Raw genomic sequence first — 16335 nt, 5'->3', positions numbered from 1 at the left:
GCCGACTCGCGCTCTTCGCCATCGGACAGCCTCCTTCGTCGATACGGGCGGGGGGTATGTTACGGACTACCGTACATACCCCCCGCCCGTATCGGCAGGGGTGAGAGCGACCTTTCGGTGCCGGCTCACCCTGACCGGGGGCCCGTCAGCCGAGGAGCTCGCGCATCTCGGTCATCTCGGATTCCTGGGCGTCGACGATCTGCTGGGCCAGTGCCTTCGCCTCGGGGTTGGTCCCGTTGGCGAGTTCGGTCTGGGCCATCTGCACCGCACCCTCGTGGTGGGCGATCATCATCTCGAGGAACATGCGGTCGAAGTCGGCGCCGTTGGCCTGCTCGAGCCGGCCCATCTGCTCGGGGGTCATCATCCCGGCCATGCCGCCCTGATCCATGCCGCCCTGTCCCATGCCGCCTTGGCCCATACCGTTCTGGTCGGGGCCGTGGCCCATCGACTCGTGGTCCATCCCGGGCATGGCGCCGGATGCGGGTGCGCCCCAGGCGGTGAGGAAGGCCTGCATCTTGGCGATCTCCGGGCCTTGGGCCTGCTCGATCTCGGTGGCGAGGCGGCGGACGTCGTCGCTGCCGGCGCGGTCGGTGGCCAGCGTCGACATCTCCACGGCCTGCTGGTGGTGCGGGATCATGCCCTGGGCGAAGGCGATGTCGGCCTGGTTGTGCTCGGCCGAGATCGCCGCGCTGGGAGCGGCGGCGGCGCTGGTGGTGGGTGCCGGGTTCGCGGGTGCGGCGCTGCCGGCGGGGTCCCCACCGCCGCAGGCGGACAGGACGAGGGCAGCAGTCAGTGTCGTGGCCGCGGCGGCCACGTTGTTGATCTTCATGTGTGGTTCTGGCTCTCCGTGTCGGTGTGATCGGGCCGGATCCGGCGCTCTGTCGCGCCGGGGGCCGATCAGGTCCGCATCACGCAGAGCTGGGCGAGTCTTCGGGGGACGGGCGGTGGCCGCTGGGCCGGCATGCCGTGGGCCAGCTGCCGGGCCGGGGTGACCGAGGCCGGGAGCGTCAGGCGCCCGAGGAACAGCCACGCCGCGAGCAGAGCGAGCCCGGCGGCGGCCAGCACCGCCAGGCACAGGTGCAGCAGGTGGGCGTCGTGCTCGCCGTGGTCGGCCGGCATCGGGCCGTGGTCGGCCGCGGCCGACACCGGAGCAGACGGCGGCGTGGAGGCCGCGTCGGCTCGGAGGTCGGTGTGTCCGACTACGGACGTAGCGACCGCAACCTGATGCCCGGTGTCCGTTGCGGGGGCGGCAGCCGGGGCGACGAGCGCGTGCATCCCGACGAGCCCGAGCAGGACAGGCAGGACCAGCAGCACCAGCTGCAGTCCGTGTTGCCTGTTGCCCATGTCGGCCACGGTACCGGCGTGGCTGCGCGGCCCGTGCAGCCGTGCGTGCCGTTCATGTCGGTGTCCCGACCACGGCCAGGACCGCACCTGCGCCCACGCCGAGCAGCAACGACAGCGTGGCGGTGCCGAGCGCGGTCCACCGCGCCCACGGGCGCGACCGGCTCCCCGATCCGGCGTGGTCCACGGCGCCGGCATGGTCGTTGTCGGGGGTGGTGAAGGCGGCTGCGATGACGCGCAGGTAGTAGAACAGCGAGGCGACGGTGTTGAGCACGGCGAGCACGACCAGCCAGGCCAGGCCACCGTCGACGGCTGCGGTGAACACGACGAGCTTGCCGAACAACACCGCGGTCGGCGGGGTGCCGACCAGCCCGAGCAGCGCGACGACGAGTGCGATCGCGAGCAACGGGTCGCGGCGCGCCAGCCCGCGGTGCCCGTCGATGCTGCGCTGGGCGGTGGCGGCGACCACGGCGAAGGCGGCGATGTTGGTGACGGCGTAGCCGGCGAGGTAGAACAGCAGCGCAGGCTGGGCCAGCGGTGCGCGGCCGGCGACGGCGACGGCCATCAGCAGGTAACCGACCTGGGACACGGTCGAGTAGCCGAGCAGGCGCAGCACCGAGGTCTGGGCGAAGGCGGCGAGGTTGGCCAGTGTCATGCTCGCCGCGGCGAGGATCGCGACCAGCAGCGGCCAGTCCACGACGTCGGCGGGGATGGCGGAGTCCAGGAGCCGGTAGGTGGCGACCAGGGCACCGATCTTCGGCAGCGTGGTGATCACGGCGGCGACCGCGGGCGGGGTGCCGTCGGCGACGTCGGGCACCCAGAAGTGGGCCGGGACCGCGCCGGCCTTGAACGCCAGACCGGCGAGCACGGCGACGAGCCCGACCGCTGCGGCGCCGCCCGGTCCCCGGGTGATCCCCTCGGCGACGCCCGCGTAGCCGGTTGCCCCGGCCACGCCGAACAGCAGGGTCACTCCGGCCAGGGTGGTGACTCCGGCGAGCGCGCCGGCGAGGTAGTACTTCAGCGCCGCCTCGGTCGCGGCGCCCTGCTTCGCCCAGCCGGCCAGGGCATACAGCGGGACGCTGGCGAGCAGGAACGCCGCGAACAGCAGGATCAGGTCGGCTGCCCCGCCGAGCAGCATCGAGCCCAGCGCGCCGAGCTGGACGAGCACCACGAACTCGGTCTCGCGGCGGTGCCCGGCGACGGTGTCGCCGCACAGCGCGATCAGGGCCAGTGTCGTGACGAGCACGATCGCCCGGGTCGTGTGCGTGGCGGTGTCGAGGACGTAGGTGCCGAACACCATCTCGGGCGGCCGGGTCGCGGCGACGGCGGTGGCCGCCAACCCGACCGCGGCGGCGAGTGCTGCCAGTAGCCGGATGGTCCACTGGCGCCGGCGTGGGGTCCAGGCGCCGAGCAGCAGCCCGGCGACCGCGCCGAGCAGCAGCGCGATCTCGGGGATCAGGGCGGTCGGGTCACTGCGGACCATCATGTCCATGTGCTCACCGGGCGACCAGGTCGTTGACGGTACGAGCGGCCGGCTCGATCACGTCGAGCAGCACCCGGGGCAGCAGGCCGAGGACGGTGGCGAGCACCAGCAGGGACCCGATCGCGAGCAGTTCCCCCGGCCCGAGGTCGGCGAACGGGCGCGGTGTGCCCGGCCCGTCCGGCACGCGGACCTCGCCGGGCAGCATCCGCCCCATGGCGAGAAGGAACAGTGCCGCGGTGAGCAGGATCCCGATCACCGCGACGACTGTCGCGACCGGGACGGCGCCCAGGGCTCCGGCGAAGATCTGGAACTCGGCGATGAACCCGGAGAACCCGGGCAGGCCGAGTGAGGCGAACGCGGCGACGGCGAACAGCCCGGCGAAGCGCGGTGTGCGGGTCGCGAGCCCGCCGTAGGCGGCCATGTCGTAGGTGTGGCCGCGCTCGTGCAGCGACCCGGCCAGCAGGAACAGCGCCGCGGTGATCAACCCGTGGCTGACCATCTGGTAGGTCGCGCCCGCGGTGGCCAGGGTGCGGGCCTGCTCGCTGCTGCCGGCGACCAGCCCGGCCGCGCCGAGCCCGAGCAGGACGTAGCCCATGTGGTTGACCGAGGTGTAGGCGATCATGCGTTTGAGGTCGGTCTGGGCGAGTGCGACCAGCGCGCCCCAGAGCACCGAGACCACCCCGAGGACCACGGCGACCAGGGCGAACTGGCGCCAGCTCGCGGGCAGCAGGGGCATCGCGATCCGGACGAAGCCGTAGGTGCCCATCTTCAGCAGGATCCCGGCCAGGATCGCCGACCCGGCCGCGGGCGCCTCGGTGTGCGCGGGCGGCAGCCAGGTGTGGAACGGAAACAGCGGAGTCTTGACCGCCAGCCCGATCCCGATCACCAGCAGGGTCAGCCCGGCGTACCCGCCGCCGCCGGCGAGCGGGTTCTGCGCGGCCAGGGCCGGGATGTCGAAGGTGACCTGCGGTCCGGCCAACGCGAGCAGGATGAACCCGAGCAGCAGCGCGAGTGACCCCAGGAAGGTGTAGAGAAAGAACGTCAACGCCGCCCGCCGCGCCGGCGCGCCGGTGCCCCACCCGGCGATCACGAAGTACATGAACACGATCGACAGGTCGAAGAACAGGAAGAACAGGATCAGGTCGAGCGCGACGAACAGGCCCGCACTGACCGCCTGCAACGCCAGGAACAGCAGCACGAAGCCCTTCGGGCGGGCGATGCCGCGCAGCGTGTAGACCGCCGTCGCAGTGAACAGCACCGCGGTCAGCGCCAGCAACGGCAGCGACAGGCCGTCGACGCCGAGGTGATACGAGATCCCGGCGCTGGGAACCCACGCGAGCCGATCCACCGAGCCGTAGCCGGTGGCGGGCAGGCCGGCCCAGACCACGGCGACGAGCCCGAGCTGCACCAGGCCGGTCGCGACCCAGGCACCGGCGAACACCCGTGTGCCGGCCCGGGCCGGCACCACCGACAGCGCGACCGCGACCAGGGCGGGCAGGAACACGATCAGCGACAGCAACGGGTCACCCCACAACGAGGACGAGGACGGCCAGGGCGGCGAGCAGGGCGAATCCCACCGATGCCTGCGCGTAGTACTGGTGCAGCTGCCCGGTCTGCGGGCGCCGGGCGGCCCGGCCGAGCGCGCGGGCGCCGTCGGCGATCCCGGCCACGGCGCGGTCGACGCCGCGTTCGCCGTGCGCGGTGACCAGCGTGGCCAGCCGGGCGGTGGCGCGGGCCGCGCCGGCGGGGATGCGGGCGAGCCCGTGGTCGTCGACCCGGGCCAGCGCCCCGGCCAGGACCAGTACCGGCCGGGCGAGACCGCGCTGGGCGAGCTCCTCCAGGTCGAGCCAGCGCACCAACAGCCCCGGGGCGAGGACCCGCTCGGCATAGCGTCGGGCCACCAGGACACCGATGGCGGCGAGTACGGCGGAGAGCACGAGCTCCCAGGCCTGCGGGGCCGGCTGCGGGCGCAGCGGTGCCGGCCCCAGCGCCAGCAGCCCGGCGGCCGCGGCGGCGACGGCGAGCACGACGGTCGTCGCCACGGCCGGGCGGGGCAGGCGGGTCGGTCCGGTGTCGGTGACCGGACGGGCGGTGGGGCGCCAGACCAACCACAGCGCACGTCCGGCGTAGAACGCCGCGGTCCACCCGGCGACCAGCCCGGTCCCATACAACACCGGCGAGATCGCCGGTGCCGCGGCCAGCACGGCGTCCTTCCCGACCCACAACCCGAACGGCGCCAGCCCGGCCAGCGCGAGCGCCCCGACGCTGAACGCGGCGCCGAGGACCCGATGCCGGCGCGCGGCGCCCCGCAGGCCACCGGTGAGGCTACGGCTGCCGAGTGTGGCCAGCCACAGGCCGGCGACCAGGAACAGCAGGCTCTTCGCCGCGGCGTGCGCCACGGTCTGCAGCGCCCCGGCCTGCGTCGCGGCGATCCCGGCGGCCAGCACGATGAACCCGATCTGCGAGCAGGTGGACGCAGCGAGCAGCTGCTTGAGGTCGTCCTGCACCGCGGCGACCAGGCCCAGCACCAGCGCTGTGGCCACACCCACCCACGCCACGAGTGGCGCCGCCCAGCCGGTCGCGTCCAGCGCCGGGGCGGTGCGCAGCAGCAGGTAGCCACCGGCGGCGACCATCGTCGCCGAGTGCAGCAACGCCGAGGTCGGGCTCGGTCCGTGCATCGCCCCGGACAGCCAGGAGCTGAACGGTAGCTGCGCGGACTTCCCGAGCGCGGCCAGCACGACGCCCGCGACCGCGAGGTGCAGCCAGCCGCCGTCCAGGCCCGGAAGATCGGCGAGTGCCATCGTGCCCGCCCCACCGGCCAGTACCGCGCCCGCGGCGACATACAGCCCCAGGTCGGCGGCGCGGGTGGTCAGGAAGGCGACCGTTCCGGCGCGGGTGGCCGTCCGGTCACCGAGCCGGTAGCCGATCAGCGCCCAGCTCATCGCGCCCATGACCTCCCAGGCCATCAACAGCACGGGCAGCGTCGTCGCGGTGACGGTGGCCAGCATCGCCCCCGCGAAGATCAGCATCAGGCCGTGGAACCGGCCGGTCCGCAGGTCCGGCTCGGCCGCAGCGACAACGAGCGCGGCGAGCAACACCGCAGCGACCAGCACGACCAGCACCGCCGACAACCCGTCCACCGCGAACCCGGCCCGCACACCGGCCAGCAACGCCACCTCTGATGCCGGGCGGGTGACCGCGGTGGCCGCGGCGACGGCGAGCGTGGCTGCGGCGGTTGTGACACCGGTCGCGGTCGCGCCGCGGGCCGGGCGCGCCACGAGCAGCACCGCCCCGACCACGGTCGGCAGGCCGACGAGCAGGGCGAGCAGCACGGCACCGGGCACCGCTCAGCCCTCCAGCTCGGCGGCCGAATCGGTCATGTCGACCCGCTTGGCCCGGTAGATCGCGGTGACCACGGCAAACCCCATCGCCATCTCGATCGCCATCGCCGTCACCACCGCCACCACGATCACCTGACCATCAGAGGCGGCCGGGGCGAGGAAATACCAGAACGCGGCCGCGGCCAGGATGATCCCGTTGATCATCAGCTCCAGGCCCATCATCAGCATCACGATCGACTGCTGGGTCAGCGCACCGAACAGCCCGATACACAACAGTGCGGCGGCCACCAGCAGGAACGCCTCGAGGATCATCGACCGACACCCCCACCCGCCGGGTCGTCGGCACGCTCGCCGTCGAGGTCGTCGCCGAGCCGGTCGTAGCGACCGCGCCCGGTGGACAGGACCACGGTGGCCAGGATGGTGGCGAACAGCGTCACGCCGAGGGTCATCATCGTCAGCATGTGGCCACCCATCAGGGCCTCGCCCAGCGCGACGGTCGGATCCGGCGCAGGCGCACCTCGGCGCTGCGGCCAGTCCACGACGAGGACCCCCGCGGCCAGTCCGGTGAACACCAGGCCCGAGATGACGGCCGCGCCGCGGGTGTTGTGGAACATCGACATCGGCATCAACCCGGCCGGGTTCATCATGAACATGACCATGAACACGGCCATGATCACCATCTCGATGATCATCATGAGGATGATAACGACACCGAGGTAGGCCAGCCCGGTCATCAGCACCATCGCGGCGACCGCGAGGAACGACACCAGCAGGCAGAACGTCGCGCGCGCCATCGAGTCGACGACGAACACCAGCACGCCGGAGGCGATGGCCAGCAGCGCCAGCAGGCCGAACACGGCGACGGTCATCTACAGCCCTCCTCTGGCGAGCACGACGAGCGCGACGACGAGCGCCTGCACGATCGTCAGCGGCACGAGCACGACCCAGGAGATCTCCGCCCAGCGGTCCATCCGGATCGTCGGGAACCGGTGGCGCAGCCAGACCAACAGCGCCAGCACGGCTGCGGTCTTGAGCCCTACCCATGCCCAGGCCGGTAGCCACGGCCCGTGGCCGCCGCCGAGGAACAGCGGGACCGCCATCGCCGCGGCGGCCACGAGCAACAGCCGGCGCCCGGCCGCGAACAGTAACCGGTCCACACCGGACAGTTCTGCGGCCGCGCCCCCTGCGGTGTCCCGGGCCACCGGGGCGTCGAACGGCCCCCAGAACGCCATCGCGGCCGCGCTGAGCAGGTAGACGACGAACGCCGCCGGCATCAGCACGACGAACCACAGGCCCGCCTGGGCGTCGACGATGTCGGTGATCCGCAGACTCCCCGCGGCCAGGGCCGCGGTGATGATCGCGAACATGTGCGGGAGCTCGTAGGACAGCCCCTGGGCCACGAACCGGTACCCGCCGACCAGTGACAACGCCCCGTTGGGGCCCCAGCCCACCAGCCACACCGCCGCCCAGGCCACGACCTCCATCGCGTTGAACCAGACGACGCCGACCGACAGGTCGGCGGGCGGGCGCTCGCCCAGCGGGACGACGGCGGCCGCCAGCATCGCGGCGACGATCAACGACACGATCCCCGCCCACCGCAGCAGCCCGTCGGCGGCCAGGGTGGTGCGCCGCTGCCCGATCACCAGCCGCGCCGTCGCGCGGACCGGCTCGACCACCGCAGCCCGAACCCCGGCCCGCCCACCGGCGGACCGGACGCCCACCGCGATGTCGAGGGCGGCGAGGAACCACACCGCCACGCCCATCGCCACCGGTAGCAGCAGGATCGCGGCGCTCATCGTTGCTCCGGACCGGGACCGGGACCGGGACCGGGACCGGGACCGGGAGTCGCGGTGGCGGCCACGACACCGTCGACGTCCGGGTCCAGCGCCGCGATCAGCAGCCGTGCCGCTGCGAACTCCGCGCCGGCCAGGCGTTCCCCGAGGTCGGCGGGGCTCGGGCGTTCCGGATCGTCGACCGGTGTCCCGGCCGCGCGCGCCTCGATCCGGACGAGGCGCTGCTCGAGCAGATCCGCGACGTCGGCACCGGCACCTGACGGGGTGCCACGCAGCATCACGCGCAGCAGCCTCGATCGGCGGATCGTGCGGACCAGACGCGCGAGATCAGCCACGGGTTCACCGCGGCGCAGGCGGTCGCGCAGCACGCGGGCGAGGGTCGCCGGGCCGCGCCAGCCGGCGATGGCCAGGATCCGCGCGAGCGCGTCCAGGTCGCGCACCGCGGCCGACACCCGGGCCCGGCCCGGTGGCCCGGACTCGCCCGCATCGAGCACACGGGCGGTCGCCGAGGTGATGACGTCGCCCTGCAGCGCGACGTCGACGACCAGACCGGCCGGCCACTCCGGCAGCACCGGCCCCAGCGGCAGGTGCAGGACATCGAGTGCCAGGCCGTCGCGGTCGTCCGCGACGTCGGCCATCGACAGCCCACCGGGCAGCGGCATGTCCATGTGGTGATGGTCGTGTCCTCCACCGTGCCCACCGGCGTTCTCATCGTGGTGCTCGCCGTGCCGACCGTTGTGTTCACCATGCGCGCCGTGCTCGGACTCGTCTGCTACGCCGGAGTTGTCGGGGGTGTGCTGATTGCCGGTGTGGTCGCCGTGGTGGTCGTGGTCGGTGTGCTCGCCGAGCCCGCCGTCGTGGGCGGGTTCGCCGTGACCGTCGCGCCGCTCGTCGTGGCCTTGGCCGGGCCCGCCCGCGGCCCTCCCGCCGTGCTGGTCGTGTCCACCGTCGTCGTGCCCGCTGTGTTCGTGCCCGTGTGCAGCACCAACTGCTGCCCGGTCGTCGGCGAGCCCGGCGGCCGCGGCCGCTTCGGCTCGTGCGTGTCGCGCGTCCGCGAGCCGCGGGGGGAGCGTCGCGAGTGTGTCCTCCAGGTCCGCGGCCGTGGCGTCGTCGGCCAGCTCGACGCGCACGCGTGGCGCGGGGATCTGCCGCCACAGAGAGTCGACGACCTCGCGTAGCTCGGGCCCCGCGCGTCCGGCCACGATCAGCACGTCGGTGTCGGCCGGAGCGGTCGCCCCCGGCCACCCCCGGAGCCGCACCGCCTCCTCGACGTCCAGGTGCAGGTCCGGGTGGCCGGGTACGCCGACGATCAGGACGTGCGGAACTCGCGCGGTGAAGCGGAGCAGGGCAGCGGTCAGGTCCATCGCAGCGCTCCTTCGCGCCACGCGTACAGCACGCCGGCGAGCAGGATGGCCAGGAACAGGAACATCTCCACGACCGCGGTCGTCCCCATCGTCGCGACCACGACCGTCCACGGGTACATGAAGATCATTTCCATGTCGAAGGCGAGGAAGATCATCGTCACCGTGTACCAGCGGACGTGAAAGCGCGAGACCGCGTGCTCGACCGGTGGCAGACCCCCCAGATGCGGCAGTCGGTCCCCGGTAGCCGGGCCGACCGTGACCAGTCGAGATGCCCCGACGGCTGTCGCCACGAGGGCCAGCACTATGCCGGTCAGGATGGCCAGCGGAACGAACTCCTCCACCTCGAACCCTCCTGATCAGCTGCAACGGGCGCATACCGTACCCCCGCAATGCATCTGGCGCGAGCGGAGCAACGCTGCTTGTTTCATACCCCCTGGGGGTGTTAGCACTATACCCCCAGAGGGTATCGACGCAAGGAGGAGCCATGGCTCGACTCGACACGCTCGATCCGTCGACCGCACGCGGGTCGGCCACGCGCATGCTCGCCCAGTTCGCCGAACGCGGGACGCCCGGTGACATGGTCTCGACCATGGCGCACTCGCCGGCGGTTCTGGGTGGTCACCTCGAGCTGAACCGGCACGCCAAGCGGATCACGCTCGCCCGGCGCACCGGCGAACTCATCTCGATCGCGATCCAGGCCCGGCCCGGGTGCAGGAGCTGCGCGGTTGCGGCTTCAGTGACCGGGATGTTGCCGACATCGTCGCAGTGGCGACCCTCAACGCGCTGACCGGGACGTTCAACCTGGTGAGCGGCCTCTCACGGTCAACCGTTGATGCCATTACCCCCTAGGGGTATATTGGTGAGGGTTCCGAGGAGGTAGAGCGATGCAACACGGATATGCCGACAACAAGGACGCGCACGTCAAGCGGATGCGCCGGATCGAGGGCCAGGTCCGCGGGATCAGCAAGATGATCGAGTCGGACAAGTACTGCATCGACATCCTGACCCAGGTATCGGCGGTCAACAAGGCGCTCGAGGCCGTCGCGCTGGGCCTGCTCGACGAGCACCTCAAGCACTGCGTCGCCGACGCCGCCGCCGAGGGCGGTGCGGTCGCCGACGAGAAGATCCAGGAGGCCAGCGCCGCGATCGCACGCCTGGTCCGTTCCTGACCCCAGGTCCCGGAGAGGACCGGAACCCGGAGCGGCGAGGCCCGTCTCCGGTGACCGAACCTGCCCGCGTCCGACGCGCGGGCTGTCACGAGGAGGTATCCCGATCATGAGCACTGCGACCTACACCGTGTCCGGTATGACCTGCGGTCACTGCGTCAGCTCGGTCACCGAGGAGATCAGCGAGATCGCCGGCGTGACCGACGTAGCGGTGGACCTGCCCACCGGCGCGGTCACCGTCACCAGTGACGGCGAGCTCTCCGCCGACGCGGTCCGCGCAGCCGTGCAGGAAGCCGGCTACGAGGTCACCTCGGGGGCCTGACGCCCCACCTCACCTGTCCCCACCCGGCACGGGTCACGATCTTCGGCATTGCGTGAGGGTCGTCCACCCGCATCGGGTCCTACCGAAGGACTTCCACGATGAAGACCGCAGCACGACTGTCCGCCTACGGCGCGGCCGTCGTCCTCTTCGGTGCCGGCGCGTTCGCGACCGGCATGACCGTCGACGCCCCCACCGATCACCTGCGCCCCACCGCCCAGAGCGGTCCAGCCGGTCCCGGTGCAGGACATGGAGCAGCACCGGCCCCGAACCCGGCGCCGCACGCGCAGCCCGCCGGGCTGGCGTCCACCGCCGACGGGCTCACCCTGACCCCGGTCGCGACGACCCTGCCGGCACAGACGCCGACCGAACTCGCGTTCCGCATCACCCGCGCCGACGGATCCCCCGTGACAGGCTTCGACGTCGCCCACGACAAGCGGATGCACCTGATCCTGGTCCGCAGCGACACCGCCGACTTCCAGCACCTGCACCCGGTGATGGACGCCGACGGCATCTGGCGCACCCCGGTCACCCTCGCGGGCGCCGGTACCTACCGGGCCTTCGCCGACTTCGCCCCCACCGGGGGCACCCCGGCCACGCTCGGCGCCGACGTGTTCGCCCCGGGCAACTTCATCCCGGTCGCGCCGGACCCCAACCGCACCGCCACCGCACCCGGCGGCTACGAGGTCACCCTCGACGGCGACCTGACCCCGGGACGGTCCGGCGAGGTCACGCTGAGCGTCACCCGGAACGGCAAGCCGGTCACCGACCTGCAGCCCTACCTCGGCGCCTACGGCCACCTGGTCGCACTGCGCAGCGGCGACCTGGGCTACCTGCACGTGCACCCGCAGGGCAGCCTCGGCGACGGCCGCACCGCCCCCGGCCCGCAGATCACGTTCGGTACCGAGGTCCCGAGCAGCGGGACCTACCGGCTGTTCCTCGACTTCCGCCACGACGGCGAGGTCCGCACCGCGGCGTTCACCGTCCCGACCACCGGCTCGGCACCCGTCGCCGCTCCCGCCACCGGGCACGGCGACGACCACCGCGAGGGAGGCCACTGATGACCACCACGACCACGCAGCCGGACGGGCACGGTACGACTCAGGAGATCGAACTCGCCATCGGCGGCATGACCTGCGCCTCGTGTGCCAACCGGGTCGAACGCAAGCTCAACAAGCTCGACGGCGTCACCGCCACCGTCAACTACGCCACCGAGAAGGCCCGCGTCACCGCGCCCGCGGGCGTCAGCACCGACGAGCTCGTCAGCACCGTCGAATCCGCCGGCTACTCGGCGACCCGACCGTCCGTCGACCAGGCCGGCGACCGGACCGAGGACGACGGGAGTCGTGCCGATGTCGAGCTGCGCACGCTACGCGAGCGGCTGATCGTCTCCGCCGTGCTCGCTGTGCCGGTGGTCGCCATGGCAATGGTCCCGGCGCTGCAGTTCACCAACTGGCAGTGGCTCTCGCTGGTGCTCACCGCACCGGTGTGGGCCTGGGCGGGCGCCCCGTTCCACCGGGCCACCTGGACCAACCTGCGCCACGGCGCGGCCACCATGGACACCCTCATCTCGATGGGCACGACCGCGGCCATGGCCTGGTCGGTCTATGCACTGTTCTTCGGCACCGCCGGGATCCCGGGGATGGTGCACCCGTTCGAGCTGACCGTGGCGCCCACCGACGGCGCCGGGAACATCTACCTCGAGGTCGTCGCCGGGGTCATCACCTTCATCCTCGCCGGCCGCTACTTCGAGCAGCGCTCCAAGCGGCGCGCCGGCGCCGCCCTGCGGGCCCTGCTCGAACTGGGCGCGAAGGACGTCGTGGTGCAGCGCGGCGGCGCCGAGACCCGGATCCCGGTCTCCGAACTCGTGGTCGGCGACCGGTTCGTCGTCAAGCCCGGCGAGAAGATCGCTACCGACGGCGCGGTCGTCGAGGGACGTTCCGCGGTCGATGCCTCCATGCTCACCGGCGAGTCCGTGCCGGTCGAGGTCACCGTCGGTGACACCGTCGTCGGGGCGACGGTGAACGCCGGCGGACGGCTGGTCGTCGAGGCCACCCGGATCGGGTCGGACACCCAGCTCGCCCAGATGGCGAAACTGGTCGAGAACGCCCAGAACGGCAAGGCCGCCGTCCAGCGCCTCGCCGACCGCATCTCCGGGGTGTTCGTCCCGATCGTCATCGTGATCGCCGCGGTGACCCTCGGGTTCTGGCTCGGCGCCGGCGTCGGCGCCACCGCTGCGTTCACCGCCGCCGTCGCCGTCCTGATCATCGCCTGCCCGTGCGCGCTGGGCCTGGCCACCCCGACCGCGCTGCTGGTCGGCACCGGCCGCGGCGCCCAGATGGGCATCCTGATCAAGGGCCCCGAGGTGCTCGAATCCACCCGCCGGGTCGACACCGTGGTGCTGGACAAGACCGGCACCGTCACCACCGGGACGATGAGCCTGGCCGGGATCCACACCGCCGACGGCGTCGACGAGACGACCGTGCTGCGCCTGGCGGGCGCGCTGGAGAAGGCCTCCGAACACCCCATCGCCGCCGCCATCGCCACCGGCGCCATCGAGCGCACCGGTGACCTACCCGGCGTCGAGGAGTTCACCAACCACGAAGGCCTCGGCGTCCAGGGGATCGTCGAGGGCCACGCCGTCCTCGTCGGCCGGCCCCGGCTGCTCGAGCAGTGGTCGGTCCCGCTGGACGGGGAGCTCGCCGACGCCGCCGCGGGCGAGGCCGCGAAGGGCCGCACCACCGTGGCCGTCGCCTGGGACGGCCAGGCCCGCGCCGTGCTCGTCGTCGCCGACACAATCAAGGCCACCTCCGCCGAGGCGATCGCCGAGTTCCGCAGGCTCGGGCTCACCCCGGTCCTGCTGACCGGCGACAACCAGGCGGTGGCCGACACCGTCGCCGCCGAGGTCGGCATCGAACCCGGCCCGGACACCGTCATCGCCGAGGTCATGCCCGCCGACAAACTGGCCGTGATCGAGCGGCTGCAGGGCGAGGGCAAGGTGGTCGCGATGGTCGGCGACGGCGTCAACGACGCCGCCGCCCTCGCCCAGGCCGACCTCGGCCTGGCCATGGGCACCGGCACCGACGTCGCCATCGAAGCCTCCGACATCACCCTGGTCCGCGGCGACCTGCGCGCCGCCGCGGACGCGGTCCGGCTCTCCCGCCGCACCCTGACCACGATCAAGGGCAACCTGTTCTGGGCCTTCGCCTACAACACCGCCGCGATCCCCCTTGCCGCCCTCGGCCTGCTCAACCCCATGATCGCCGGCGCGGCCATGGCGTTCAGCTCGGTCTTCGTCGTCGGCAACAGCCTGCGACTGCGCCGCTTCCGAGCACACGCGGTCTGACGGCCCGCACACAGCGCCGCTCTCCACCACGGAGGGCGCTGTTAACCCACTGTTAGCCCCGGTGCTTCATCGAGCTGGGGACTGTCAGCTGATCTGCGATCGAGCAGATTGATCTTCGTTTGTGCTCGGTTCGAGCGGGTGGGCATGGCGAGGTATCCGGCCCGCTGTTCTGCCGGTGGCTCCCGCCGCTCGTCGTGTCGGGGTAGGGGATCAACCAGCTGGGGACGGGCAGCAGGGCGAGGTGAGTGAACGCGGCGGCCAGCTCCCTGGCCCATGGCCAGCAGCAGTGTTGGATGCGCAGCCGGAGCCGGCGTTGTCCGCGGGTGAGCCGCGCTGCGACGTGGAGCAGCCGGGTTGCGGTGATCCTTTGACGCGTCGTTGTAGCTTGCACCTTGAAAGTGCGCTTCTACCCGGTGGAGTGCGACTTCAGAAATCCCAGTTTCCCCTGGTAGCGGGGCACTTTCTTCTACCCGGACCCGACACGCCGAACCGCTCATGAAGAGCCGGGGCTGGTGGCCGAATGACGCGGCAAGCATCGCTGATGCGCCGACGGTGGCGGCTCTGCTCTTGGGTCCACAACCGACGGCAGAATCACCTGGGGTGCGAGCCGGGGGAGGGAGGGCAGGGGCGGCTGGGGGCTGCCCGTTCTTCCTGTTCCGGTCCCGCGTCACCGCGCCGGTGCCGCCGGGCTCCGCTGCATCCGTTCACCAGCTCTGCGTGCTGCGGAATGAGCGCACCCTGGCCTGTCGGTGACGTGCTGGGTTTAGGCCGGCACCGGCCCGTGTGGGTGCCGGTCGTCGACGACGATCGGATGCGAATGCGTCCAACCCCGCGCCGTCCACCGTGCTCGAGCGAGATGAGCATGATCGACGCCGTCGTCGTGGCGGTGGACGATGTGGTCCGCTCCGGTCCGGGGCCACAGCATGATCGTCGCGCCGGTTGCGGCGACCGCCAGGACGGCAAGAATGATCCAGGTTCCGGTGAATCCGACGGCCACGGTGAGCCAGCCGGTCAGCGGATAGGTGATCAGCCAGCAGGCGTGGGAGAGCGAGAACTGGGCGCTGAAGAGCGCGGGTCGCTGGGCCGGGCCGGAGGATGCGCGAAGTAGGCGCCCGGTGTTGACCATGATCCATCCCGGCCCGAAGCCGACGAGCGTCCACGCGAGAACCGCAATCGGCCACGAGGGGTAGAGCCCGACGAGCACGGTCATGGCTGCGGCGGTGAGCGAGACTCCGGCGCCGGTCAGCATGACCGAGCGCGTGGATGTCAAGCGTGCCATCCAGGGGGAGGCGACGGCCGCGATGGCGGTGCCCGCACCGGAGACGGCAAGCAGTATCCCGACCTCGGAGTCGGAGCCACCGAGTAGGTCACGGACCACGTTGACGGTGGTGACCAAGGAAACGACCCCCACCGTGGCGACGACCGCGTTCAGCGCGAGGAGGCCGCGCAGCTGGGGCACCGCGCGGAACAACCGCACACCGAGGAACAGACGGGTACCGAATCCGCCTGGTGCTCGCTCGACGACCGGTGGCACGACGGTGACGACGACCAGCACGGCTGACACGGCGAACCCGACGGCCGTCCCGACGAACAGCGACGAATAGCTCAGCACCGCCAGTGCCGCGGCGGCCAGCAACGGGCTCAACACCGTCTCGAGGCTGCTGGCCAGTTGCGACGCCGACAAGGCCCGGGTGTAGCCCTGCTCGTCCGGGACGACATCGGGGAGCACGGACTGGAACACCGGGGTGAACGTCGCCGACGCGACCTGCAGGACCCCGATCAGCACGAACACGTGCCAGATCTCGGTCACCCACGGCAGGGCCAGGACCACACCAGATCGGACGAGGTCGGCGGCCACCATGAGCCGCCGCCGCGGTACCCGGTCGGCGACAGCACCGACCACCGGTCCGACGAGCACGTAGGCGACCATCTTGACCGTCAGCGCCGAACCCAGCACCAGTGCGGCCCGTTCGCCGGCCAGATCGTAGGCGAGCAGGCCGAGTGCGACCGTGGTCAGGCCGGTCCCCACGAGCGCGACGACCTGCGCGGCGAACAACCGCCGGAACCGTGTGTTCGCGAACAGCGATCGCATCATTTCCTCCGAGCCCGATGTGGTCCGTCAGGGACCATACGAGCCGGAACAGAACGCCCCAACGATTCACGTGCCAGAGTGATGCAGCAA

General features: G+C 71.9%; 16 protein-coding genes. 5 read left to right on the top strand and 11 right to left on the bottom strand.

What is annotated here, in order from left to right; genetic code table 11:
- Positions 1 to 145: 145 nt before the first annotated feature.
- From ACVJO7_RS32385 to ACVJO7_RS32340, 10 genes are all read right to left on the bottom strand, one after another.
- A complete protein-coding gene (locus ACVJO7_RS32385; protein ID WP_491676119.1) occupies positions 146 to 829 on the bottom strand; it encodes a DUF305 domain-containing protein in 684 nt (227 codons plus the stop codon).
- Between the two features lie 68 nt (positions 830 to 897).
- Positions 898 to 1344, bottom strand: a complete 447-nt coding sequence (locus ACVJO7_RS32380) for a DUF6153 family protein (RefSeq protein WP_491676118.1) — start codon at positions 1342 to 1344, stop codon at positions 898 to 900.
- 52 nt (positions 1345 to 1396) lie between these two features.
- A complete protein-coding gene (locus ACVJO7_RS32375; RefSeq protein WP_491676117.1) occupies positions 1397 to 2833 on the bottom strand; it encodes an NADH-quinone oxidoreductase subunit N in 1437 nt (478 codons plus the stop codon).
- 4 nt (positions 2834 to 2837) lie between these two features.
- The gene (locus tag ACVJO7_RS32370) at positions 2838 to 4343 is read right to left on the bottom strand and encodes a complex I subunit 4 family protein (RefSeq protein ID WP_491676116.1); all 1506 of its coding nucleotides are present in this window, start codon (positions 4341 to 4343) and stop codon (positions 2838 to 2840) included.
- Positions 4344 to 4347: 4 nt separating this feature from the next.
- Positions 4348 to 6168, bottom strand: a complete 1821-nt coding sequence (locus ACVJO7_RS32365) for a proton-conducting transporter transmembrane domain-containing protein (protein ID WP_491676115.1) — start codon at positions 6166 to 6168, stop codon at positions 4348 to 4350.
- Between the two features lie 3 nt (positions 6169 to 6171).
- The gene (locus ACVJO7_RS32360; RefSeq protein WP_491676114.1) at positions 6172 to 6477 is read right to left on the bottom strand and encodes an NADH-quinone oxidoreductase subunit NuoK; all 306 of its coding nucleotides are present in this window, start codon (positions 6475 to 6477) and stop codon (positions 6172 to 6174) included.
- Positions 6474 to 7034: an NADH-quinone oxidoreductase subunit J gene (locus ACVJO7_RS32355; protein ID WP_491676113.1), complete on the bottom strand. Its 561-nt coding sequence runs from the start codon at positions 7032 to 7034 to the stop codon at positions 6474 to 6476. The genes ACVJO7_RS32360 and ACVJO7_RS32355 overlap by 4 nt, the downstream gene beginning before the upstream one ends.
- Positions 7035 to 7961, bottom strand: coding sequence for a complex I subunit 1 family protein (locus tag ACVJO7_RS32350; protein ID WP_491676112.1), 927 nt, complete (start codon positions 7959 to 7961; stop codon positions 7035 to 7037).
- Positions 7958 to 9322, bottom strand: a complete 1365-nt coding sequence (locus ACVJO7_RS32345; protein ID WP_491676111.1) for a hypothetical protein — start codon at positions 9320 to 9322, stop codon at positions 7958 to 7960. The genes ACVJO7_RS32350 and ACVJO7_RS32345 overlap by 4 nt, the downstream gene beginning before the upstream one ends.
- A complete protein-coding gene (locus ACVJO7_RS32340; RefSeq protein ID WP_491676110.1) occupies positions 9313 to 9663 on the bottom strand; it encodes an NADH-quinone oxidoreductase subunit A in 351 nt (116 codons plus the stop codon). The genes ACVJO7_RS32345 and ACVJO7_RS32340 overlap by 10 nt, the downstream gene beginning before the upstream one ends.
- Before the next feature lie 143 nt (positions 9664 to 9806).
- On the opposite strand from ACVJO7_RS32340, the gene ACVJO7_RS32335 reads away from it, so the two are divergent.
- From ACVJO7_RS32335 to ACVJO7_RS32315, 5 genes are all read left to right on the top strand, one after another.
- Complete coding sequence (locus ACVJO7_RS32335; protein ID WP_491676109.1) at positions 9807 to 10109, top strand: hypothetical protein; 303 nt, start codon at positions 9807 to 9809, stop codon at positions 10107 to 10109.
- A 97-nt stretch (positions 10110 to 10206) separates the two neighbouring features.
- The gene (locus ACVJO7_RS32330) at positions 10207 to 10491 is read left to right on the top strand and encodes a metal-sensitive transcriptional regulator (protein ID WP_491676108.1); all 285 of its coding nucleotides are present in this window, start codon (positions 10207 to 10209) and stop codon (positions 10489 to 10491) included.
- Between the two features lie 106 nt (positions 10492 to 10597).
- Positions 10598 to 10810 (top strand): heavy-metal-associated domain-containing protein, encoded by a 213-nt coding sequence (locus tag ACVJO7_RS32325; RefSeq protein WP_491676107.1) that lies wholly within the window; start codon positions 10598 to 10600, stop codon positions 10808 to 10810.
- Positions 10811 to 10908: 98 nt separating this feature from the next.
- On the top strand, positions 10909 to 11868 hold the full coding sequence (locus tag ACVJO7_RS32320; protein ID WP_491676106.1) for a DUF8832 domain-containing protein: 960 nt from the start codon (positions 10909 to 10911) through the stop codon (positions 11866 to 11868).
- The gene (locus ACVJO7_RS32315; RefSeq protein WP_491676105.1) at positions 11868 to 14153 is read left to right on the top strand and encodes a heavy metal translocating P-type ATPase; all 2286 of its coding nucleotides are present in this window, start codon (positions 11868 to 11870) and stop codon (positions 14151 to 14153) included. The genes ACVJO7_RS32320 and ACVJO7_RS32315 overlap by 1 nt, the downstream gene beginning before the upstream one ends.
- A gap of 763 nt (positions 14154 to 14916) precedes the next feature.
- On the opposite strand, the gene ACVJO7_RS32310 is transcribed toward ACVJO7_RS32315, so the two are convergent.
- Positions 14917 to 16209: an MFS transporter gene (locus ACVJO7_RS32310; RefSeq protein WP_491676104.1), complete on the bottom strand. Its 1293-nt coding sequence runs from the start codon at positions 16207 to 16209 to the stop codon at positions 14917 to 14919.
- Positions 16210 to 16335: the final 126 nt, after the last annotated feature.

The sequence above is a fragment of the Pseudonocardia sp. DxW genome (assembly GCF_058448985.1).
This window is presented reverse-complemented; position numbering and strand designations above follow the sequence as displayed.

What these genes read in the sequence shown, in the direction of transcription:
- ACVJO7_RS32385 (WP_491676119.1), bottom strand. Translation starts at nt 829, where the DNA reads ATGAAGATCAACAACGTGGCCGCCGCGGCCACGACACTGACTGCTGCC.
- ACVJO7_RS32380 (WP_491676118.1), bottom strand. Translation starts at nt 1,344, where the DNA reads ATGGGCAACAGGCAACACGGACTGCAGCTGGTGCTGCTGGTCCTGCCT.
- ACVJO7_RS32375 (WP_491676117.1), bottom strand. Translation starts at nt 2,833, where the DNA reads ATGGACATGATGGTCCGCAGTGACCCGACCGCCCTGATCCCCGAGATC.
- ACVJO7_RS32360 (WP_491676114.1), bottom strand. Translation starts at nt 6,477, where the DNA reads ATGATCCTCGAGGCGTTCCTGCTGGTGGCCGCCGCACTGTTGTGTATC.
- ACVJO7_RS32355 (WP_491676113.1), bottom strand. Translation starts at nt 7,034, where the DNA reads ATGACCGTCGCCGTGTTCGGCCTGCTGGCGCTGCTGGCCATCGCCTCC.
- ACVJO7_RS32350 (WP_491676112.1), bottom strand. Translation starts at nt 7,961, where the DNA reads ATGAGCGCCGCGATCCTGCTGCTACCGGTGGCGATGGGCGTGGCGGTG.
- ACVJO7_RS32345 (WP_491676111.1), bottom strand. Translation starts at nt 9,322, where the DNA reads ATGGACCTGACCGCTGCCCTGCTCCGCTTCACCGCGCGAGTTCCGCAC.
- ACVJO7_RS32335 (WP_491676109.1), top strand. Translation starts at nt 9,807, where the DNA reads ATGGCTCGACTCGACACGCTCGATCCGTCGACCGCACGCGGGTCGGCC.
- ACVJO7_RS32330 (WP_491676108.1), top strand. Translation starts at nt 10,207, where the DNA reads ATGCAACACGGATATGCCGACAACAAGGACGCGCACGTCAAGCGGATG.
- ACVJO7_RS32325 (WP_491676107.1), top strand. Translation starts at nt 10,598, where the DNA reads ATGAGCACTGCGACCTACACCGTGTCCGGTATGACCTGCGGTCACTGC.
- ACVJO7_RS32320 (WP_491676106.1), top strand. Translation starts at nt 10,909, where the DNA reads ATGAAGACCGCAGCACGACTGTCCGCCTACGGCGCGGCCGTCGTCCTC.
- ACVJO7_RS32315 (WP_491676105.1), top strand. Translation starts at nt 11,868, where the DNA reads ATGACCACCACGACCACGCAGCCGGACGGGCACGGTACGACTCAGGAG.